The sequence below is a fragment of the Streptomyces sp. NRRL F-5727 genome, from assembly GCF_000719555.1.
In the GTDB taxonomy this organism is placed as follows: domain Bacteria; phylum Actinomycetota; class Actinomycetes; order Streptomycetales; family Streptomycetaceae; genus Streptomyces.
The window spans coordinates 1-16,645 of sequence record NZ_JOGX01000119.1 but is presented as its reverse complement, the minus strand read 5'-3'; the positions used below and the strand labels follow the sequence as shown (position 1 = coordinate 16,645).

The following is a 16,645-nucleotide window of genomic DNA, read 5'->3' as shown; positions in this document are numbered from 1 at the left end:
CGGTGGGGCCGTCGGGCCGTGGGGCCGTCGGGCGGCGGGGCCGTGGGGCCGTGGCCGGCCCCGGCGGACTACTTCCAGTCGTTGTTGTTCTTCGGGAGCGGGAGCTCCGGCAGCAGGTCGCCGATCCGGCCGAGCACGTCCCGCACGCCGCCGCCGATGTGGTCGAACGGGGAGTCCGGGGCCCCGCCCGCCGGCTGCGCCGACACGGCCGCCGGCTCGTCGGCGGCGAAGGCCGCGCCCTGCGCGCCGGTGGCCAGCAGGCCCGCGGTCAGCAGGGCCACGACGGAGGCGCGCACGCGGCGGTGGGACGACTTCGTGCGGTTCGCGGTGCTGTTCACGGTGGTCTCCTCGGTCCTGAACGGGGGGTGTGCCCTGTGCGGCTCTGCTTCGCTTCCGCGCTGTTCGCGCTTTCGCTTGTGAGGAAGACTCTGCCGTCTCGCGGGGCCCGTCAGGGGGCCGAAAGCGCGCAGCTTGCTGCACGCCCGGGTTCCTCATGTTGCACACGCCTGGCAGAAACACCTGCGACAAAACCGCTGAATACCGGGCATTCCACCATTGACACACCAGTCCGGGCGGCTGAAGATTCCCACGGGGCAGCCTTGATCGATCGTCAAAGGGGGGGATACGTGAGCAACTTGCTCTCGTTTCTGGGAGTGACCGAGGAAGAGGAAGAGGCGTACCGCGCCCTCCTGCGCCGCGGATCCGCCTCGGCGGCGACCGGCAGACCGGAGACCGGTGCACCCGACGGGGAGAGAACGGCGGCAGCGGCAGCGGCGGCGGACGGCCCGAGACCGGGGGCCGGAGCCGCGGAGGCGGGCCGCGAGGTACTGGAACGGCTGCTGGTCCTGGGCCTGGCCACCGGCGGCGCCCACGGCGTGATCCGCGCCGTCCCGCCGGCCCGCGCGGTCGACGCCCTCGTGGAGAGCCGGCTGCGCACCCTGCGCGAGGAGCTGGAGACCGAGGCCACCCGCCGCTCGGTCATCGAGTCGCTCTTCATGGAGTGCTGGACGGCCGTCCCCCCGCCGCACGACGACCAGGCCGGCGAGGGCCAGATGATCGCCCAGCTGCACGGCATCGACGCGGTGCGGGAGGCCATCGACGAGCTGACCTTCTTCGCCCGCACCGAGGACCTGACCACCGAACCCACCGGGGTCCTCGCGGAGGAGTCCATCGCCGTCTCGCACCCGATCAACATGCGGCTGCTGCGCCGCGGCGTCCGGCTGCGCACCATCATGGGCGCCGCGATCCTGCAGGACGAGCCCACCCTCACGTACATGCGGGAACTGGTCGCGCACGGGGCCGAGGTGCGGGTCTCCCACCAGCCGATCGAGCGGGTCATCATCGTCGACCGGTCGGCGGCGCTCACCCCCATCGACCCCGCGCACACCGCCCGGGGCGCCCTCCTCGTCCGTGAGCCGGGTCTGGTGGCGACGCTGGTCACGCTCTTCGAGCGGATGTGGGAGGCGGCGGAGGAGCTGCCGAGCGAGGAGGTGGACCTGCCGTCGGACGTCGAGCGGGACATCCTCGCGATGCTCAGGGAGGCGGACAAGGACGAGACGGCCGCCCGCCAGCTGGGCATGTCCGTCCGCACCTACCGGAAGCACCTGGCCGCGATCATGCGCCGGCTGGGCGCGGCGAACCGGGTGGAGGCGGCCCTCCTCGCGCACGAGAAGGGCTGGCTCAGCTAGCGCCCGGGGCCCCGCGCCCGCGACACGTGCGCGGGGGCGGGGCCTCGTCCTTCGGAGCCGTACGGAAGAGGTCTTCCGGCGTCAGACCTTCACGGGCTCGGGGTCGGGGTCGGCGGCGGGACCGCCGGCCGCCACCGGCTCGGGCGTCGCCGCGGCCTCCGGGTCCACGTCGAACTCCTCGATCATCGCCCGGCTGAAGCCCCAGAAGTAGGTGGCGACGAAGCCGGCGAGATAGCCGACGAGCAGACCGCCCGCGTAGATCGCGATGGTCGAGCCGAGGCCCTTGTTGCCGTCGAGGAGCGGGAAGAGCGCCCAGCCGGACGGGCCGATGGCGGTGGAGCCGACCTTGTCGCCCAGCATGCTGAAGAGGCCGACGAAGCCGCCGCCGAACGCGCCGCCGACGCAGGCCGTGACGAAGGGGCGGCCCAGCGGCAGCGACACGCCGTAGATCAGCGGCTCGCCGACGCCGAGGAAGCCGGTCGGCAGGGCGGACTTGATGGTGCGGCGGAGGGAGCCGTTGCGGGGCAGCTTCAGGTAGACCGCCATGGCCGCGCCGACCTGGCCCGCGCCCGCCATCGCCAGGATCGGCAGGAGGACGGTGTAGCCCTGCTGCTCGATCAGGGTGGTGTGGATCGGGATGAGGGCCTGGTGGAGGCCGAGCATCACCAGCGGCAGGAACAGCCCGCCGAGCAGGAATCCGGCGCCGGCGCCCGCGTTCGCCAGCAGCCAGTCGGCGACGTCGCCGATGGCCTGCGAGACCTCGCCCGCCAGGAACATCAGGCCGAAGACCGTGACGAGGCCGGAGACGAGCACGGTGAGCGTCGGGGTGACCAGCACGTCCAGCGACTCCGGCACCCAGCGGCGGCACCACTTCTCCACGTACACGGCGAGGACGGCCGCGCCCAGCGCGCCGAGCACACCGCCCTGGCCGGGGGAGAGGGCCTGGCCGAAGACCTCGATCTTGGCCACGCCCGCGTAGACGATGATGGCGGCGACCGCGCCGCCGAGGATCGGCGTGCCGCCGAACTCCTTGGCCGTGTTGTAGCCGACGAAGACCGCGATGAGGGCCATGAAGCCGCTCGCGACGGCGGCGAGCGCCGGGGTGACGCCGGGCAGCCAGCCGAGGTTGACCAGCAGGCCGTTGAGGCCGGCGATGATGCCGCAGCCGATGAGGGCGGGGATCAGCGGGACGAAGATGTTCGCGATCTTCCGCAGGAAGAGCTTGAACGGGGTGGCGTTCTTCGCCTTCCGGGCCGCCTTCAGGGCGGCGCCCTTGTCGGCGAGCTCCTGCGCGGAGCGGGCCGGTTCGGCGCCGGCCCCTTCGGCCACCAGGGCCTCGAACGCGGGGGTCACGCGGGCGACCGTGCCGGGGCCCAGGACGATCTGGTACGTGTCGTCCTCCACCACGCCCATCACGGACGGCAGGGCCTTCAGGGCCTCGTCCTGGACGAGCGAGCGGTCGCGCAGACCCAGCCGGAGCCGGGTCATGCAGTGGGCCACGGAGTCGATGTTCCCGGCGCCGCCGACGAGGGGGAGGATCGCGGCGGCGATGGCGCGGTTCTTGTCGTCTGTGCTCATGTGGGGTGGTGCCTTCGGTGCGGGGGAGGGGGAGGTGCGGCTCAGGTGGTCGCGTGCAGCGCCGCACGCAGATGGCCGCGGGAGTCCTGCAGCCGGCGCGCCGCGGTGGCGGCGTCGACGTCGGCGAGAAGGATCAGGATGGCGTTCTTCACCTCCCCCTCGGCGGCGGTGAGGGCGGCCTCGATCTGCTCGTCGGGGGCGCCGGTCGCGAGCGCGACGATCCGGCGCGAGCGGGCCTGGAGCTTCTCGTTGGAGGCGCGGACGTCGACCATGAGGTTCCCGTAGGTCTTGCCGAGCCGGATCATGGTGATCGTCGAGATCATGTTGAGGACCAGCTTCTGGGCCGTGCCGGCCTTCAACCGGGTGGATCCGGTGAGGAGTTCGGGCCCGGTGACGACCTCGATGCCGTGCTCGGCGGCGGCCGCGAGCGCGCTGTCCGCGTTGCAGGACAGGCCGATGGTGAGCGCCCCGGCGGCGCGGGCGTGCTCGACGGCGCCGATGGCGTACGGGGTGCGGCCGGAGGCGGAGACGCCGACCACGGTGTCGTCGGGGCCGACGCCGAGGGCGTCGAGGTCGGCGGCGGCGAGCTCCTTGGAGTCCTCGGCGCCCTCGACGGCCCGGACCATGGCGGCGGGGCCGCCCGCGATCAGGCCGACGACCTCGGAGGGGTCGGTGTTGAAGGTGGGCGGGCACTCGCTGGCGTCGAGGACGCCGAGCCGTCCGGCGGTGCCGGCGCCCAGGTAGAGCAGCCGGCCGCCGCGGGCCATCCGCTCGGCGGTGGCGTCGATGGCGGCGGCGATCGCGGGCAGCTGCCGGGCCACGGCGGCGGGGACGCTCTGGTCCTCGCCGTTCATGGTGCGGGCGATCTCCAGGGTGGACAGCCGGTCGATCTCGGCCAGTTCGGGACGGTACGCCTCGGTGGTGAGGGTGGCCAGCTGGGCGCGGAGTTCGGAGTACGCGGTGGACACGGGCGGCTGCCTTCTTCCTGGTTCAGCGGGTGGTGGTGCGGGGCGAGTGCCGGTGGGCGAGGGCTTCGTACGAGGCCGCGAGGGCAGGGGCCGCGGTCTCGTACGTGCGCTGGGTGACGCAGGTGAACAGACAGTCCACGACCAGGAGTTGGCTGGTGCGGGACGACATGGCGGCCGGTCTCAGCTCGCTCTCGCGGGCGGTCGAGGTGGTCAGCACGTGGTCGGCGTACTGGCTGACGGGCCCGTCCGGGCGGCCGGTGATCGCGACCGTGGTGGCCCCGTGCTCGAAGGCCACCCGGAGCGGTTCTATGACGTCGCCGGTGGAGCCCGAGTGGGTGATGGCGAGGGCCACGTCGCCGGAGCGGAGCTGCACGGCGTTGGTGACGGCGAGGTGCGGGTCGCCGTGGGCGTGCGCGATCAGCCCGATCCGGAGCAGCTTCTGCACCAGGTCCTGGGCGACGAGGCCGGAGGCGCCGACGCCGTACACGTCGATGCGGCGGGCGGTGGCGCAGGCGGCGGCGACGGCGCCGAGCTGGACGGTGTCGAGCGCGGCGGCGGTGTCGGCGAGGGTCTGCCGCTCGTCGTGGGCCAGCTTGGCGACGACGTCGGCGACCGGGTCGTCGACGGCGATGTCGGCGGTGACGGAGGGCGCCCGGCCGGACTGCTGCTGGGCGGCGAGCCCGGCGAGGGCGAGCCGCAGGTCGCGGTAGCCGGGGTAGCCGAGGAGGCGGGCGGTGCGGACGACGGTGGCCTCGCTGGTGCCGGTCAGTTCGGCGAGGCCGGTGACCGTGAGGGCGGCGCAGCCGGCGGGGTCCCCGGCGACGGCCTCGGCGACCCGCTGCATGGAACGGGTCATGGAAGGGGAGAGGGTCCGCACCTTGGCGGCGAGCGCGGCCGGCGCCGGGGGCGCCTCGCTGCTGAAAGTTTCCTTCACGTCATTGGTCACCCCTGAAAGATACTTTCAGGGGTGGGGCGGGACAAGACCCCGTAGGGCCCGGAGAAGCCGGACGGGAAGGGGACCTTCGTCCCCCGCCCCTCTCGGTGGACAATGGCCCCATGGACGACATCGACCCCGTGGAGCAGGCGCTGCACGCCGCCCGCGCGCTGGTGCTGGCCGACCTCGCGGCCCGTGACGTGGCCGCCGCGCAGGTCGTGTCGATGGTCGAGGACGCGGTGACGCACCGCCGCTGGTGGGTCGAGCAGTGGCCCGAGGGCGTGGAGTACGTGGCGGGCCTGGTCGCCCAGGACGTCCAGGACGCCCTCCTGGAGGCGTACGGCCGCTGGCCCCTCTGCCCCGTCTGCTCCTCCGGCGACCCCCACGCCCTCGACGTGGAACCGGAACTCGGCCCGGACCCCCACTGGGTCTGCGGCAAACAGGGCGTGGTGGTGGCCCGGGTGGGCGGGCTGACGTGAGCGCGGGCGCGAGAGCCGGTGCGGAGGGGCGGCCCGACGTGGGGACCGCGCCCGGTGCGGGGCTCCGCCGGTGACCCTCTACATCGACCCGCCGACCTGGCCCGGCCACGGCCGCATGTGGTCCCACCTGGTCAGCGACGTCTCCTTCGACGAGCTCCACGCCTTCGCCGCCGAGCTCGGCGCCCCCGCCCGCGGCTTCGACCGCGACCACTACGACATCCCGTCCGACTGGTACGAGAGGACGATCGCCGCCGGCGCCCTCCCCGTCGGCTCCAAGGAACTCCTCCGCCGCCTCACCGCCGCCGGCCTCCGCCGCCCGAAGGGCCGGCCGGCGGAGGGGCCGTCCTAGGGCCTGTCTGACAGTTCCCGCCGGGGTCCGGCCCGCCCGGCACGCACGCTCCGGATGCGGGTCGGGCGGGTGCGTCGCGCCGTCAGCGGCTGGTCGTGGACTTCGCCTCCGCCGGGGCGCCCTGCGCGCCCATGACCACCCTCGACGGGCCCGTGCGGGTCAGGCGGAGGGCGAGGGCGGCTGTGGCCAGGGCCAGGAGGGTCATGGCGGCTCCCGCCCAGGCGGGGGAGGTGTAGCCGAGGTCCGCGTCGATGACGGTGCCGCCCAGCCAGGGGCCGCCGGTGTTGCCGAGGTTGAAGGCGGCCGTGGTGGTGGCGCCGGCCAGGGTGGGGGCGGCGCCGGCGACGTTGAACATGCGGGCGTTGAGGGCGGGGGCCGTGTAGAAGGCCGAGACGCCGAGGAGGAAGGCCAGCGTGACGGTGGCCGCCGGGGTCGAGGCGAAGAGGGCCAGGGCCACCAGGAAGACGGTGGAGGCGGTGATGCCGGTGAGGAGGACGCCGAAGAGGTGGGCGTCGGCGACCCGGCCGCCGATCGTCGTGCCGATCAGGGCGCCGATGCCGAAGAGGGCCAGGACGCCGGAGACCCAGCCCTCGTCGAGGCCGGAGACGTCGGTGAGGAGCGGGGCCAGGTAGGAGAAGGCGCAGAAGACGCCGCCCGCGGCGAGGGCGGTGACCACGATCGAGAGGAGGACCTGGCGGTCGCGGTAGATCGTGAGCTCCTGGCGGAGGCGGGGCTTCGTCTCCGGGAGGGGGATGCGGGGGATGCGGGTGACGACGCCGACGAGGGCGATCGCGGAGGCGGCGCCGACGGCCCAGAAGGCGGAGCGCCAGCCGAGGTGCTCGCCCAGGAAGGCGCCGGCGGGGACGCCGAGGACGTTGGCGATGGAGAGGCCGCCGATCATGACGGCCATGGCGCGGGCCCGGGAGTCGCGCGGGACCATCGCGATGGCGACGGCCGCGCCGACGGCCCAGAAGCCGGCGCAGGCGAGCGCGCTGATCACGCGGGACGCGAAGAGGATGCCGTAGGTGGGGGCGAGCGCGCCGGCGATCTGGCCGAGGCCGAAGACGGTGATCAGGGCGACCAGGGTGGTCTTGCGGGGGAGGCGGAGGGTGGCCACGGCGAGCAGCGGGGCGCCGACGACCATGCCGATGGCGAAGGCGGAGATGAGCAGTCCGGCCTGCGGGATGGAGACGTCCATGTCGTCCGCGATGTGCTCCAGGAGGCCGGAGAGCATGAACTCGCTCGTGCCGAGCGCGAAGACGGAGAGGCCGAGGACGTAGACGGCCAGGGGCATCCGGCGGGCGGCGGGGGAGGGCGTGGGGGAGGGCGTGGCGGGCTCGGCGGAGGAAGACGGCATGACATGTGCCAACCCGATCTTTGTGCCTGTCATTCCGGGAACCGCCGGTTTCTCGCGATACGAGACGGTCACCTGGGCTCCGGAAGTCCTCGTACTGGACGTACTCGTGCTTTCACCCGGTGCGGCGAGAGCGCGTGCATGGCGTCGCGGGGCAGGCGGGAGTTTGACGACAGGGCCTAGGGGGCCGTCAGGTCCGCGAGTTCCCTGAGTTCCCTCTCGATGTTCTCCCGCGCCTTTTCCTCCCATACCGCCGCGCCGTACGGGGTGCGGAAGAGGCGGGGCAGCCCGAGGAGGTGGCGGAGGACGGCGGCGCGGCCTTCGCGGAAGGCGTCGTCGGGGACGAAGGCGTACTCCTCGCGGACGGCTGCCGTATACCCCCTGTAGGTATCGGGGTCGGTGGCGAGGATGGCTAGGTCGGCGTCGCAGAGGGTCTCGCCGTTGAGGTCGCCGGGGGCGGGGTCGTGGGTGACGGTGAGGCGGACCAGGCGGGCCACCTCGGTGACCTCGTGCTCGGTCAACCCGGCTTCGCGCAGGGCGCGTTCGGCGAGGTGGGCGGAGCGTTCCTCGTTCTCGGAGCGGTCGGGGCGGTAGACGGCGTCGTGGAACCAGGCGGCGAGCCGGACCAGTTCGAGCTCCCCGCCCTCGCCGCCCTGGTCGGTCAGCTCGTCGATCCGGTCGAGGACCGCCTTCAGGTGGGTGACCGTGTGGTAGCGGCGCTGCGGCTCGGCCCAGCGGCCGAGCAGGTCGCGGCCGTACGGGGCGGGGTCGGGGCCCTCGCGACCGGCGCGGGCGGCGAGCAGGGTGGCGTTCCAGCGCCGGAGCAGGTCGAGGTCCTGCGCGGCGGCTTCCTCGGGTGCGGTCATGGCCGCATTGTGCCCGCCGGGGCCGCGGCTTTTCCGGGTGCGAGCCCGGACGGCCCGCCTCGCGGTCCGCCTCCCGGCGTGGCGGAGGATCTCCCTCATCGCACTCTTACATACCCCCCATGGGTATGTTACGGTGCTCCGCGAAGGTACCCCCCAGGGGTATGTGAACGGCCCAGGCCACCGGTCGGCCGCGAGTGAAGGGCAGTGCGATGTCAAACGTCAACCCCCGGCGCTGGTGGGCACTCCTCGTGCTCGCCGCCGCCCAGTTCATGGTCATCATGGACACCTCGATCATCGGAGTGGCGCTCCCCGAGATGCAGAAGGACCTGGGCTTCTCGCAGAGCGAGCTCCAGTGGATCTTCAACGCCTACGTGATCGTCTTCGGCGGTCTGCTGCTCCTCGGCGGACGCCTCTCCGACCTCGTCGGAGCCCGCAGGATCTTCGTCTCCGGCTGGGCCGTCATGATCGCCGGCTCGGTCGTGGCCGCCGCCGCGCAGACCGCCTGGGTCGAGATCGTCGGCCGCGCCGTCCAGGGCGTCGGCGGCGCGCTCATCGCGCCCTCCGCGATGACCCTGCTGATGATGCTCTTCATGCACGACCCGAAGGAGCTGGGCAAGGCGATGGCGCTGTACGGTGCCGCCGCCCCGGCCGGCGGCACCGCGGGCGTCTTCCTCGGCGGCGTCTTCACCGAGTGGATGAGCTGGCAGTGGGTCTTCATCATCTACATCCCGATCGGCCTCGCCACCCTCGCCGCCACCAAGCTGCTCCCGGACGTCGAGTCCCGCCGCGGCTCCGTCGACGTCCTCGGCGCCGTCGCCGTCACCGCCGGCCTCGCGCTCGCCGTCTTCGCCGTCGTCCGCGCCCCCGAGGTCGGCTGGGGCGCCACCGCCACCATCCTCGAACTGGTCGGCGCCGCCGCCCTCCTGGTCCTCTTCTTCGTGATCCAGAAGTCCGTCCGCGAGCCGCTCATGCCGCTCAGCGTCTGGCGGGTGCCGCGCCTCGGCTCGGCCAACCTGGCGATGACGCTGCTCGGTGCCGCCTGGATCCCGATGTGGTACTTCCTCAACCTGTACCTCCAGCAGGTCCTCGGCTTCGGCGCCTTCGAGTCCGGTGCCGCGCTGCTCCCGATGACCGTCCTCCTCATGATCTTCATGACGGCGATCACCTCCCGCCTGATGACGAAGGTCGGCGCCAAGCCGCTCGTCGCCGGTGGTCTGCTGGTCCTCGCGGCCGGTCTGGTCTGGCTGGCGGCCGTCCCGCCGACCGGTTCCTTCCTGGTCGACGTCCTGCCGGCCTCGCTGGTCGCCGCGCTCGGCATGTCCCTCGCCTACATCCCGGCGATGATCGCCGCGATGTCCGGCGCCCCGCAGGAGCAGGCCGGTCTCGCCTCCGGCATCGTCAACACCACCTACAACGTCGGCTCCGCGCTCGGCCTCGCCGCCCTCACCGCGGTCGCCATGTCGCAGGGCGCCGACCGGCTCGGCAACCTGCCCGAGCTCACCGACGGCTTCTCGGCCGCCTTCGTCGGCGCCGCGGTCGTCGCCGCCCTCGGCGGTGTCGTCACCCTCCTGGTGATGAAGAGCGACAAGGCCGTGGCCGCCGAGGCCGCCGCCGCGCCCGCCCCGCAGGGCGAGAAGGTCGCCGCCTGACCCCCGCCCCGAAGGGGCCGCCCGATGTCCCTCCCGGACGTCGGGCGGCCCCTTTTTCGTACCCGAGATCCCGTACCCGAGATCCCGTACCCGGAGATCCCTTACCCCCTCGGAGAGGAAGACCATGGAACTCGGCACCCGCGCCGTGCACGTCGTCAACGAGCCCTTCGGTGAAGGCAGTTGGCCGCTGTCCGTGCCGCTCGTGCAGTCCTCCGCCTTCGCCTTCGACTCGGCCGCCGAGCTGGCCGACGCGATGGCCGGGCCCGACGGCCGGTACGTCTACAGCCGTCGCGGCAACCCGACCGTCCGCGCCCTGGAGCAGACCCTCGCCGGCCTGGAGGGCGGCGCGGGCGCGATCGCCTTCGCCTCCGGCATGGGCGCGGTCAGCGGCGTCCTGCTCGCCCTGCTCCGGCCCGGCGACCGGGTGATCGCCCAGCGCTGCCTGTACGGCGGCACGTTCTCCGTCCTGTCCGACCTCGCCGAGCGGTACGGCATCGAGGTCGTGTACGTCTCCGGGGACGATGTCGCCGAGTTCGAGGCGGCGGCCGTCCACCCGGCGGCCCGTGTGCTGGTCCTGGAGACGATCGCCAACCCCACCGGGCAGGTCGCCGACCTGCCGGGGCTGCTCGCCGCGGCCCGCCGGCTCGGGGTGACGAGCGTGGTCGACAACTCGCTCGCCTCGCCCGTCCTGTGCCGGCCCCTGGAGCTGGGCGCCGACGTCGTCGTGCACTCCGCCACCAAGTACCTGGCCGGCCACTCCGACGTGCTCGGCGGCGCGGCCGTCTTCGCGGACGACGGGCTGCGCCGCCGGGTCTGGCCGCGCACGGTCGAACTGGGCGCCTGCGCGGACCCGTTCGCCGCCTGGCTGGTGCTGCGCGGGATACCCACGCTGCCGCTGCGGATGCGCGAGCACTGCGCCAACGCGGCGGCGCTCGCCGAGCTGCTGCGCGTCCACCCCCGGGTGGCGGCCGTGCACTACCCGTGGCAGCCGTCCCATCCCTCGTACGGGCACGCCCGGAAGGTCCTCTCGGGCGGCGGCGGGCTGCTCTCCTTCGAGCTCGACGGCGGCCGGGCGGCGGGCCGGGCGCTCGTGGAGCGGGTGCGGCTCGGCCGGCTCGCCCTCTCGCTCGGCGGGGTCGAGACGCTGCTGACCCACCCGGCGTCCACCTCCCATCGCGAGCTGGACGGGGCCGCGCTGGCGGCGGCCGGGATCGCGCCGGGGCTGGTGCGGATGTCGGTGGGCATCGAGGCGGTGGACGACCTGTGGGCGGACCTCGAACAGGCCCTCGCCCGGGGGTAGTCGAGCCGGAGTCCCGGCTTCTTTTGGGTTGACAAAAGAAATGAGTCATTCGTAGATTGGGTGATGCCAGGAAACGTAGAACTCCTAGGTCAAGGGGGGCGTCCGATGCGCTACTTCGAGGACTTCCGGCCCGGCGACGTCCATGAACTGGGCACCGTCACCGTCACCGCGGAGGAGGTGCTGGAGTTCGGCCGGCGCTTCGATCCGCAGCCCTTCCACACGGACCCGGAGCGGGCGAAGGACTCGCCGTTCGGCGGACTGATCGCCAGCGGCTTCCACACCCAGTCGCTCTTCATGCGGCGGTACGTCGACGGCCTGCTCGCCTACAGCGACTGCCTCGGCTCGCCCGGCATCGACGAGGTCCGCTACCTGCGCCCCGTACGCCCCGGCGACGTCCTGACCGCGCGCGTCGAGATCCTCGGCGCCACCCCGTCGCCGTTCCATCCCGCCACCGGCACCGTCAAACCGCGGTGCACGCTCGTGGCCGCCGACGGGACGGCCGTGTTCAGCATGATCCTGCACAGCATCTTCCGCCGGCGCCCCGCCGACACCGAGGCCGCGCATCCGTCGTCGATGCCCGCGGCCGAGGACCCCGTCGGCTGCACGGGCGCCAAGGCCAAGGTCTGTGTCCCGGTCATGACCGCCTGACGGGGGCGTGCCCCCCCGCCCCGACGGGTCCGTATGCCCGTCGACGGGAACCGCACGCCCCCGCCCGGCCCTGGACACGGCCGTCCGTATCACCGGAGCCGTCGTCGGAGCCGTCACCGGACCGTCACCGGAGCCATCACCGGAAACCAACCGAAGGGAGACCTCCCGTGGAGGCCGTATCCCGCACCGCCCAGTGGACCGCCGCCGCGCGTGCCCTGGAGACCGAGCGCGAGGACCGGCTGTTCGCCGATCCGTACGCGCGCACCGTCGCCGACGAGACCGGCGTCGAGCTGCTGAAGCGTTACGCCGGCGGCGGCATCGTGCCGTTCCTCGCCATCCGCACCACCTACCTCGACCGGGCCATCGTCCAGGCGGTCCAGGAGCGCGGCATCCGCCAGGTCGTGTTCCTCGCCGCCGGCATGGACACCCGCTTCTACCGGCTGCCGTGGCCCGACGGCGTCACCGTCTACGAGCTCGACCGCCCCGCGCTCCTCGACGCCAAGGCCCGGATGCTGAAGGACGAGCCGCAGCCGGCCGGCCGCACCCGCGTCGCCGTCCCCGTCGACCTCACCCAGGACTGGACCGGCCCGCTCAAGGAGGCCGGCTGGAAGAGCGACGAGCCGGTCCTCTGGGTCGTCGAGGGCCTGCTGTTCTTCCTCCCCGAGCAGGCCGTACGCACCCTGATCGCGACCCTCGCCGCCCACTCCGCGCCCGGCACCGTACTGCTCGGCGACGTCATCTCCCGGGCCGCCCTCGTCAACCCGCTCGCCAGGGACTTCATGAAGGCCCTGGAGGAGGACGGCAACCCGTGGCTCTTCGGCACCGAGGAGCCCGAGGAACTGCTCGCCGAGTGCGGCTGGTCCGTCCGCGAGGTGAAGCAGCCCGGCGAGGCCGGCGCCGACTTCGACCGCTGGCCCTACCCGGTCCCGGACCGCGCGATCCCCGGCATCCCCCGCTCCTTCCTCTTCACGTGCGACCTGCCGTCCGCGCCCGGATTCGACCAGGAGGCGGCCGCGTGAGCGCCCACGACTTCCACCAGCGCGTCATCAGCGACGCCGGCGCCGCCGTCCGCGGCCTGACCGTCGCCCTCGGCGAGCGCCTCGGCCTCTACAAGGCTCTCGCTCAGCACGGCCCCCTCACCGCCGCCGGGCTGGCCGAGCGGACCGGCACGAACGAGCGGTACGTCGAGGAGTGGCTGCACGCCCAGCTCTCCGCCGGGTACGTCGAGCGGCACCCGAGCTCGCTCACGTACACCCTGCCCGCCGACCACGCCGAGGTCCTCGCCGACCCGAAGGCCGTCACCTTCGCCGCCGGCTTCTTCACCGCCCTCAAGGCGCTGTACGCCACCGAGGACCTGCTGGTCGAGGCGTACCGCACCGGCGACGGCGTCGGCTGGGCCGAGCACGACGCCGCCCTCGACACCGGCATGGGCTCCTTCTTCCAGCCGGCGTACGAGCACAAGCTCGTCCCCGACTGGCTGCCCTCCCTCCACGAGGTCACCGACAAGCTGCGCGACGGCGGCACGGTCGCCGACGTGGGCTGCGGCGTCGGCCACACCACCCTCCTCATCGCGAAGGCGTTCCCGCACGCCACCGTCCACGGCTTCGACTACTCCGAGGAGGCCATCGCGATCGCCCGCGAGCTGGCCGAGGAGGCCGGCCTCTCGGACCGGGTCGTCTTCGACGTCGCCTCCGCCGACGACTACCCCGGCTCCGGCTACGACCTGGTCTGCTTCTTCAACGCCCTGCACGACATGGGCGACCCGGTCGCCGCCGCCCAGCACGTCCACAAGTCGCTGGACGCCGACGGCACCTGGATGCTCGTCGAGTCGAACGTCTCCCCGCAGGACATCGACACCCAGACCCCCGCCGCCCGCATGTTCATGGCCCTGTCCGCCGTGATGTGCCTGCCGGTCGCCGTCGCCCAGCGCGGCCCGCACGCCCTCGGCAACCACTCCGGGGAGAAGGCGTTCCGGGCCATCGCCGAGGAGGCCGGCTTCACCCGCTGGCGGCGCGCCACCGAGACCCCGGTGAACGCGGTCTACGAAGTCCGCCCGTGACCCCCGGCGAGTGAGCCGAAGGGGCGCGTCGAGGGAACGGCGCCGAGCGCGCGCAGGCCCCGGAACGGGGGGTCGAGCACGGTCGGTGCCGTGAGCCCGGCATGAGCGCCCCGGAGGCGAACCGATCCTGAAAGAAGAAGGAGCCAGAACCATGGGCGTGACCGCCCCGCTGCCCGTCAGCGACCGCTTCCTGGAGGTCCTCGACCGCCTCAGCGAACGCTCGGTCGAGGACTACTACAACCCGTACCAGACCTTCCAGTGGCCCGAGACCCTGGAGGAGAACCGTTTCTGGATGACGCCGGAGCTGCTCACCGTCTACGGCACCGAGCACTACGACGCCCTCGGCGAGGAAGCGCTCCAGCGCCTCTCCAAGTGGGAGTCGATCAACTTCTACAGCCTCAACGTGCACGGCATCCGCGAACTCCTCATCGAGGTCGTCGGCCGCATCCACATGCCCGGCTTCGAGGTCCCCTCGGACTTCTTCCACCACTTCATCGGCGAGGAGAACGAACACATGTGGTTCTTCTCCGAGTTCTGCCGGCGGTACGGCCACAAGATCTACGGCTCCACCGCCATGCGCGCCGACGCCGCCTGGGAGCCCGAGGTCGAGAACTTCCTCGTCTTCACCCGGATCCTCTTCTTCGAGGAGCTCGTCGACCACTACAACTCCCGGATGGCGAAGGACGACTCCCTCTGCCACACCATCCGCGAGGTCAACCGCATCCACCACCAGGACGAGTCCCGCCACATCGCCTTCGGCCGCGAGCTCGTCTCCCTCCTCCACCAGCGCATGTGCGAGGCCGTGCCCGCGGCCCGCGTCCGGGAGGTGGAGGCGTACCTCAAGCGATACGTCGTCTACAGCGTCAACTCCCTCTACAACCCGCACGTGTACCGGGACGCCGGCCTCCCCGACCCGCTCGGCCTGCGCAACGCCCTGATCGCCGACCCGTCCCGCCGCGCCCACGAGCGCAGGGCGATCCGCAAGCCGCTCGCCTTCTTCCTGAAGACCGGGATCTTCTCGGACGACACCCTGCCCGTCCTCTGAGCCCGCCCGGGAGCACCCACCCGAGAGCCCTCACCCGAGAGGTGCACCGACCATGACCGCCACCCTCCCCGAGACCACCGGGGCGACCAGGGGCCTGCCGTCCCTGGGTCCCGAGGGGACCCGCCTGCTGCGGCTCCTCGACGACACCTTCGAGAGCTGGGGCGTGTCCGCGGGCGCCCGCCCGATGACCATGCCGCCGCTGCTGCCCGCCGCCGACCTGGCGCGGCTCGACTACTACGACAACTTCCCCCACCAGGCCGTCCTCGCCGCCCCCCTCGACCTGGAGAAGAGGCTCACCACCCCCTTCGACGGCGACCGCGGCCACTGGCCGGCCGCCGCCCTCGAACCGGCCGGACTCGGCCTGCCCTCCGCCTCCTGCTACGCCGTCTACCTGGACCACCAGGGCCGGCAGGTCGCCGACGACACCCTCGTCACCGTCTGCTCGTGGTGCTTCCGCAAGGAGACCCACTACGAGGGCATGCGCCGCCAGCTCGGCTTCCGCATGCGGGAGATCGTCGCCATCGGCTCCCGCGAGCACGCCGAGGACCACCTCACCGCCTTCACCGCCCGCATCGACGCCTTCGCCGAGGCCGTCGGCCTGAGCCTGCGGAAGGAGGCCGCCTGCGACCCCTTCTTCGACAAGGGCGGCTCGAAGGCGCTCCTGCAGCGGCTCACCCCGGTGAAGTACGAGTTCCTGTACGAGGACCTGGCGATCGCCTCGGTCAACACGCACCGGAACTTCTTCGGCGAGCGCTGCGCCCTCACGCTCGCGTCGACCGGGGGCCCGGCCTTCACCAGCTGCGTCGCCTTCGGCCTGGAACGCTGGCTGTCCGCGCTGACCCGCCGCCACGGCGGCTGGGAGGCGGCGACCCGGGCGGTCCTGGACGCGGCCGGGCCGGTGATCTGACGTGCCGGCCCGTCCCGTCGCCCCGCCGGCGGGCGGCCTGGGCTGGGCGAACCTCGGCATGGACATCGTGTCCGTCAACCGTGTCCGCCGGCTCCTCGCACAGTACGGGGAGCGCTTCTTCGAGCGGATGCTCACCCCCGGCGAACTCGCCGACTGCCGCACCGCCACCGGGCTCGACGTGCTGAGCCTGTGCGGACGGATCGCGGCGAAGGAAGCGGCCTTCAAGACCTTACGGGTCCGGGGCAGGTTCCTGCCCTGGCCGGACATCGTGGTGCGGCGCTCCGACGGCGGCTGGCCGCTCGTCGAACTCCACGGCTCCGCCGCCGAGATGGCCGCCGGATCCGGCATCGCCGAGATCACCGTGTCCATCAGCCACGACGTGGACTACGCGGTGGCGGTCGCCGCCCCGATCATCGCCCCCACCCCACCCGCGCAACCGAGTTGAGGAGAACCCCCATGGCCGACGGCCTGCAGCAGATCAAGAACTGGATCCTGGAGCGCCACCCGGAGCGCCAGGACATCGCCCCCGACCTCGACCTCATCGAGAACCGGCTGATCGACTCCCTCTCCTTCGTGGAGTTCGTCTTCCTGCTGGAGCAGGAGAGCGGCGTCTCCATCCAGATGGAGACCCTGGAGGTCGAGGTCATCCGCACCCTCGGCGCCATCGAGCGGCACTTCTTCCCCGCCCAGGTGGAGGTCCAGGCATGAGCGGCGGCCGCCTCTTCACCTCGGAGTCCGTGACCGAGGGACATCCCGACAAGATCGCCGACCGGATCAGCGACACCATCCTGGACGCGCTGCTCGCGCAGGACCCCGGGGCC

At 72.7% G+C, this 16,645-nt stretch carries 19 protein-coding genes; 13 read left to right on the top strand and 6 right to left on the bottom strand.

The window, feature by feature from the left end; all coding sequences use genetic code 11:
- Positions 1-68 precede the first annotated feature (68 nt).
- Complete coding sequence (locus IF73_RS0136670; protein ID WP_031015747.1) at positions 69-338, bottom strand: hypothetical protein; 270 nt, start codon at positions 336-338, stop codon at positions 69-71.
- A gap of 288 nt (positions 339-626) precedes the next feature.
- Here IF73_RS0136670 and IF73_RS0136665 point away from each other — a divergent pair, with 288 nt between their 5' ends.
- Complete coding sequence (locus IF73_RS0136665; protein ID WP_037881730.1) at positions 627-1,688, top strand: helix-turn-helix transcriptional regulator; 1,062 nt, start codon at positions 627-629, stop codon at positions 1,686-1,688.
- A gap of 81 nt (positions 1,689-1,769) precedes the next feature.
- On the opposite strand, the gene IF73_RS0136660 is transcribed toward IF73_RS0136665, so the two are convergent.
- From IF73_RS0136660 to IF73_RS0136650, 3 genes are read right to left on the bottom strand one after another with little or no spacing between them, the layout of a single operon-like run.
- Positions 1,770-3,266, bottom strand: coding sequence for a PTS transporter subunit EIIC (locus tag IF73_RS0136660; RefSeq protein ID WP_031015742.1), 1,497 nt, complete (start codon positions 3,264-3,266; stop codon positions 1,770-1,772).
- Between the two features lie 41 nt (positions 3,267-3,307).
- On the bottom strand, positions 3,308-4,234 hold the full coding sequence (gene murQ, locus IF73_RS0136655; RefSeq protein ID WP_031015740.1) for an N-acetylmuramic acid 6-phosphate etherase: 927 nt from the start codon (positions 4,232-4,234) through the stop codon (positions 3,308-3,310).
- Positions 4,235-4,256: 22 nt separating this feature from the next.
- Positions 4,257-5,180, bottom strand: coding sequence for a MurR/RpiR family transcriptional regulator (locus IF73_RS0136650; RefSeq protein WP_031015737.1), 924 nt, complete (start codon positions 5,178-5,180; stop codon positions 4,257-4,259).
- Between the two features lie 110 nt (positions 5,181-5,290).
- Between IF73_RS0136650 and IF73_RS0136645 the strand changes: the two genes are divergently transcribed.
- Together IF73_RS0136645 and IF73_RS0136640 are read left to right on the top strand one after the other, a co-directional pair.
- Complete coding sequence (locus tag IF73_RS0136645; RefSeq protein WP_031015735.1) at positions 5,291-5,647, top strand: hypothetical protein; 357 nt, start codon at positions 5,291-5,293, stop codon at positions 5,645-5,647.
- A gap of 70 nt (positions 5,648-5,717) precedes the next feature.
- Positions 5,718-5,996 carry a DUF4031 domain-containing protein gene (locus IF73_RS0136640; protein ID WP_031015733.1) on the top strand — a complete coding sequence of 93 codons (279 nt, stop codon included), beginning with the start codon at positions 5,718-5,720 and terminating at the stop codon, positions 5,994-5,996.
- A gap of 82 nt (positions 5,997-6,078) precedes the next feature.
- On the opposite strand, the gene IF73_RS0136635 is transcribed toward IF73_RS0136640, so the two are convergent.
- The gene (locus tag IF73_RS0136635; protein ID WP_031015731.1) at positions 6,079-7,290 is read right to left on the bottom strand and encodes a Cmx/CmrA family chloramphenicol efflux MFS transporter; all 1,212 of its coding nucleotides are present in this window, start codon (positions 7,288-7,290) and stop codon (positions 6,079-6,081) included.
- 239 nt (positions 7,291-7,529) lie between these two features.
- Positions 7,530-8,216 (bottom strand): hypothetical protein, encoded by a 687-nt coding sequence (locus IF73_RS0136630; RefSeq protein ID WP_031015729.1) that lies wholly within the window; start codon positions 8,214-8,216, stop codon positions 7,530-7,532.
- Positions 8,217-8,425: 209 nt separating this feature from the next.
- Between IF73_RS0136630 and IF73_RS0136625 the strand changes: the two genes are divergently transcribed.
- From IF73_RS0136625 to IF73_RS40150, 10 genes are all read left to right on the top strand, one after another.
- A complete protein-coding gene (locus IF73_RS0136625) occupies positions 8,426-9,865 on the top strand; it encodes an MFS transporter (protein WP_031015727.1) in 1,440 nt (479 codons plus the stop codon).
- Between the two features lie 124 nt (positions 9,866-9,989).
- A complete protein-coding gene (locus tag IF73_RS0136620; protein WP_031015725.1) occupies positions 9,990-11,165 on the top strand; it encodes a trans-sulfuration enzyme family protein in 1,176 nt (391 codons plus the stop codon).
- Between the two features lie 105 nt (positions 11,166-11,270).
- Positions 11,271-11,813: a MaoC family dehydratase gene (locus tag IF73_RS0136615; RefSeq protein WP_031015723.1), complete on the top strand. Its 543-nt coding sequence runs from the start codon at positions 11,271-11,273 to the stop codon at positions 11,811-11,813.
- Between the two features lie 167 nt (positions 11,814-11,980).
- Positions 11,981-12,832, top strand: coding sequence for a class I SAM-dependent methyltransferase (locus IF73_RS0136610; RefSeq protein WP_031015720.1), 852 nt, complete (start codon positions 11,981-11,983; stop codon positions 12,830-12,832).
- A complete protein-coding gene (locus IF73_RS0136605; protein ID WP_031015718.1) occupies positions 12,829-13,872 on the top strand; it encodes a class I SAM-dependent methyltransferase in 1,044 nt (347 codons plus the stop codon). Before IF73_RS0136610 ends, IF73_RS0136605 begins: the two co-directional genes overlap by 4 nt.
- Before the next feature lie 151 nt (positions 13,873-14,023).
- On the top strand, positions 14,024-14,917 hold the full coding sequence (locus IF73_RS0136600; protein WP_031015717.1) for a diiron oxygenase: 894 nt from the start codon (positions 14,024-14,026) through the stop codon (positions 14,915-14,917).
- Positions 14,918-14,969: 52 nt separating this feature from the next.
- Positions 14,970-15,824 carry a hypothetical protein gene (locus tag IF73_RS0136595; RefSeq protein ID WP_031015714.1) on the top strand — a complete coding sequence of 285 codons (855 nt, stop codon included), beginning with the start codon at positions 14,970-14,972 and terminating at the stop codon, positions 15,822-15,824.
- Position 15,825: 1 nt separating this feature from the next.
- A complete protein-coding gene (gene acpS, locus IF73_RS0136590; RefSeq protein ID WP_051717726.1) occupies positions 15,826-16,269 on the top strand; it encodes a holo-ACP synthase in 444 nt (147 codons plus the stop codon).
- Positions 16,270-16,280: 11 nt separating this feature from the next.
- Positions 16,281-16,532, top strand: a complete 252-nt coding sequence (locus tag IF73_RS0136585) for an acyl carrier protein (protein WP_031015710.1) — start codon at positions 16,281-16,283, stop codon at positions 16,530-16,532.
- Positions 16,529-16,645 (top strand): S-adenosylmethionine synthetase N-terminal domain-containing protein (locus IF73_RS40150; protein WP_158822265.1); only part of this gene is annotated, 117 nt, incomplete at its 3' end. The genes IF73_RS0136585 and IF73_RS40150, both read left to right, overlap by 4 nt.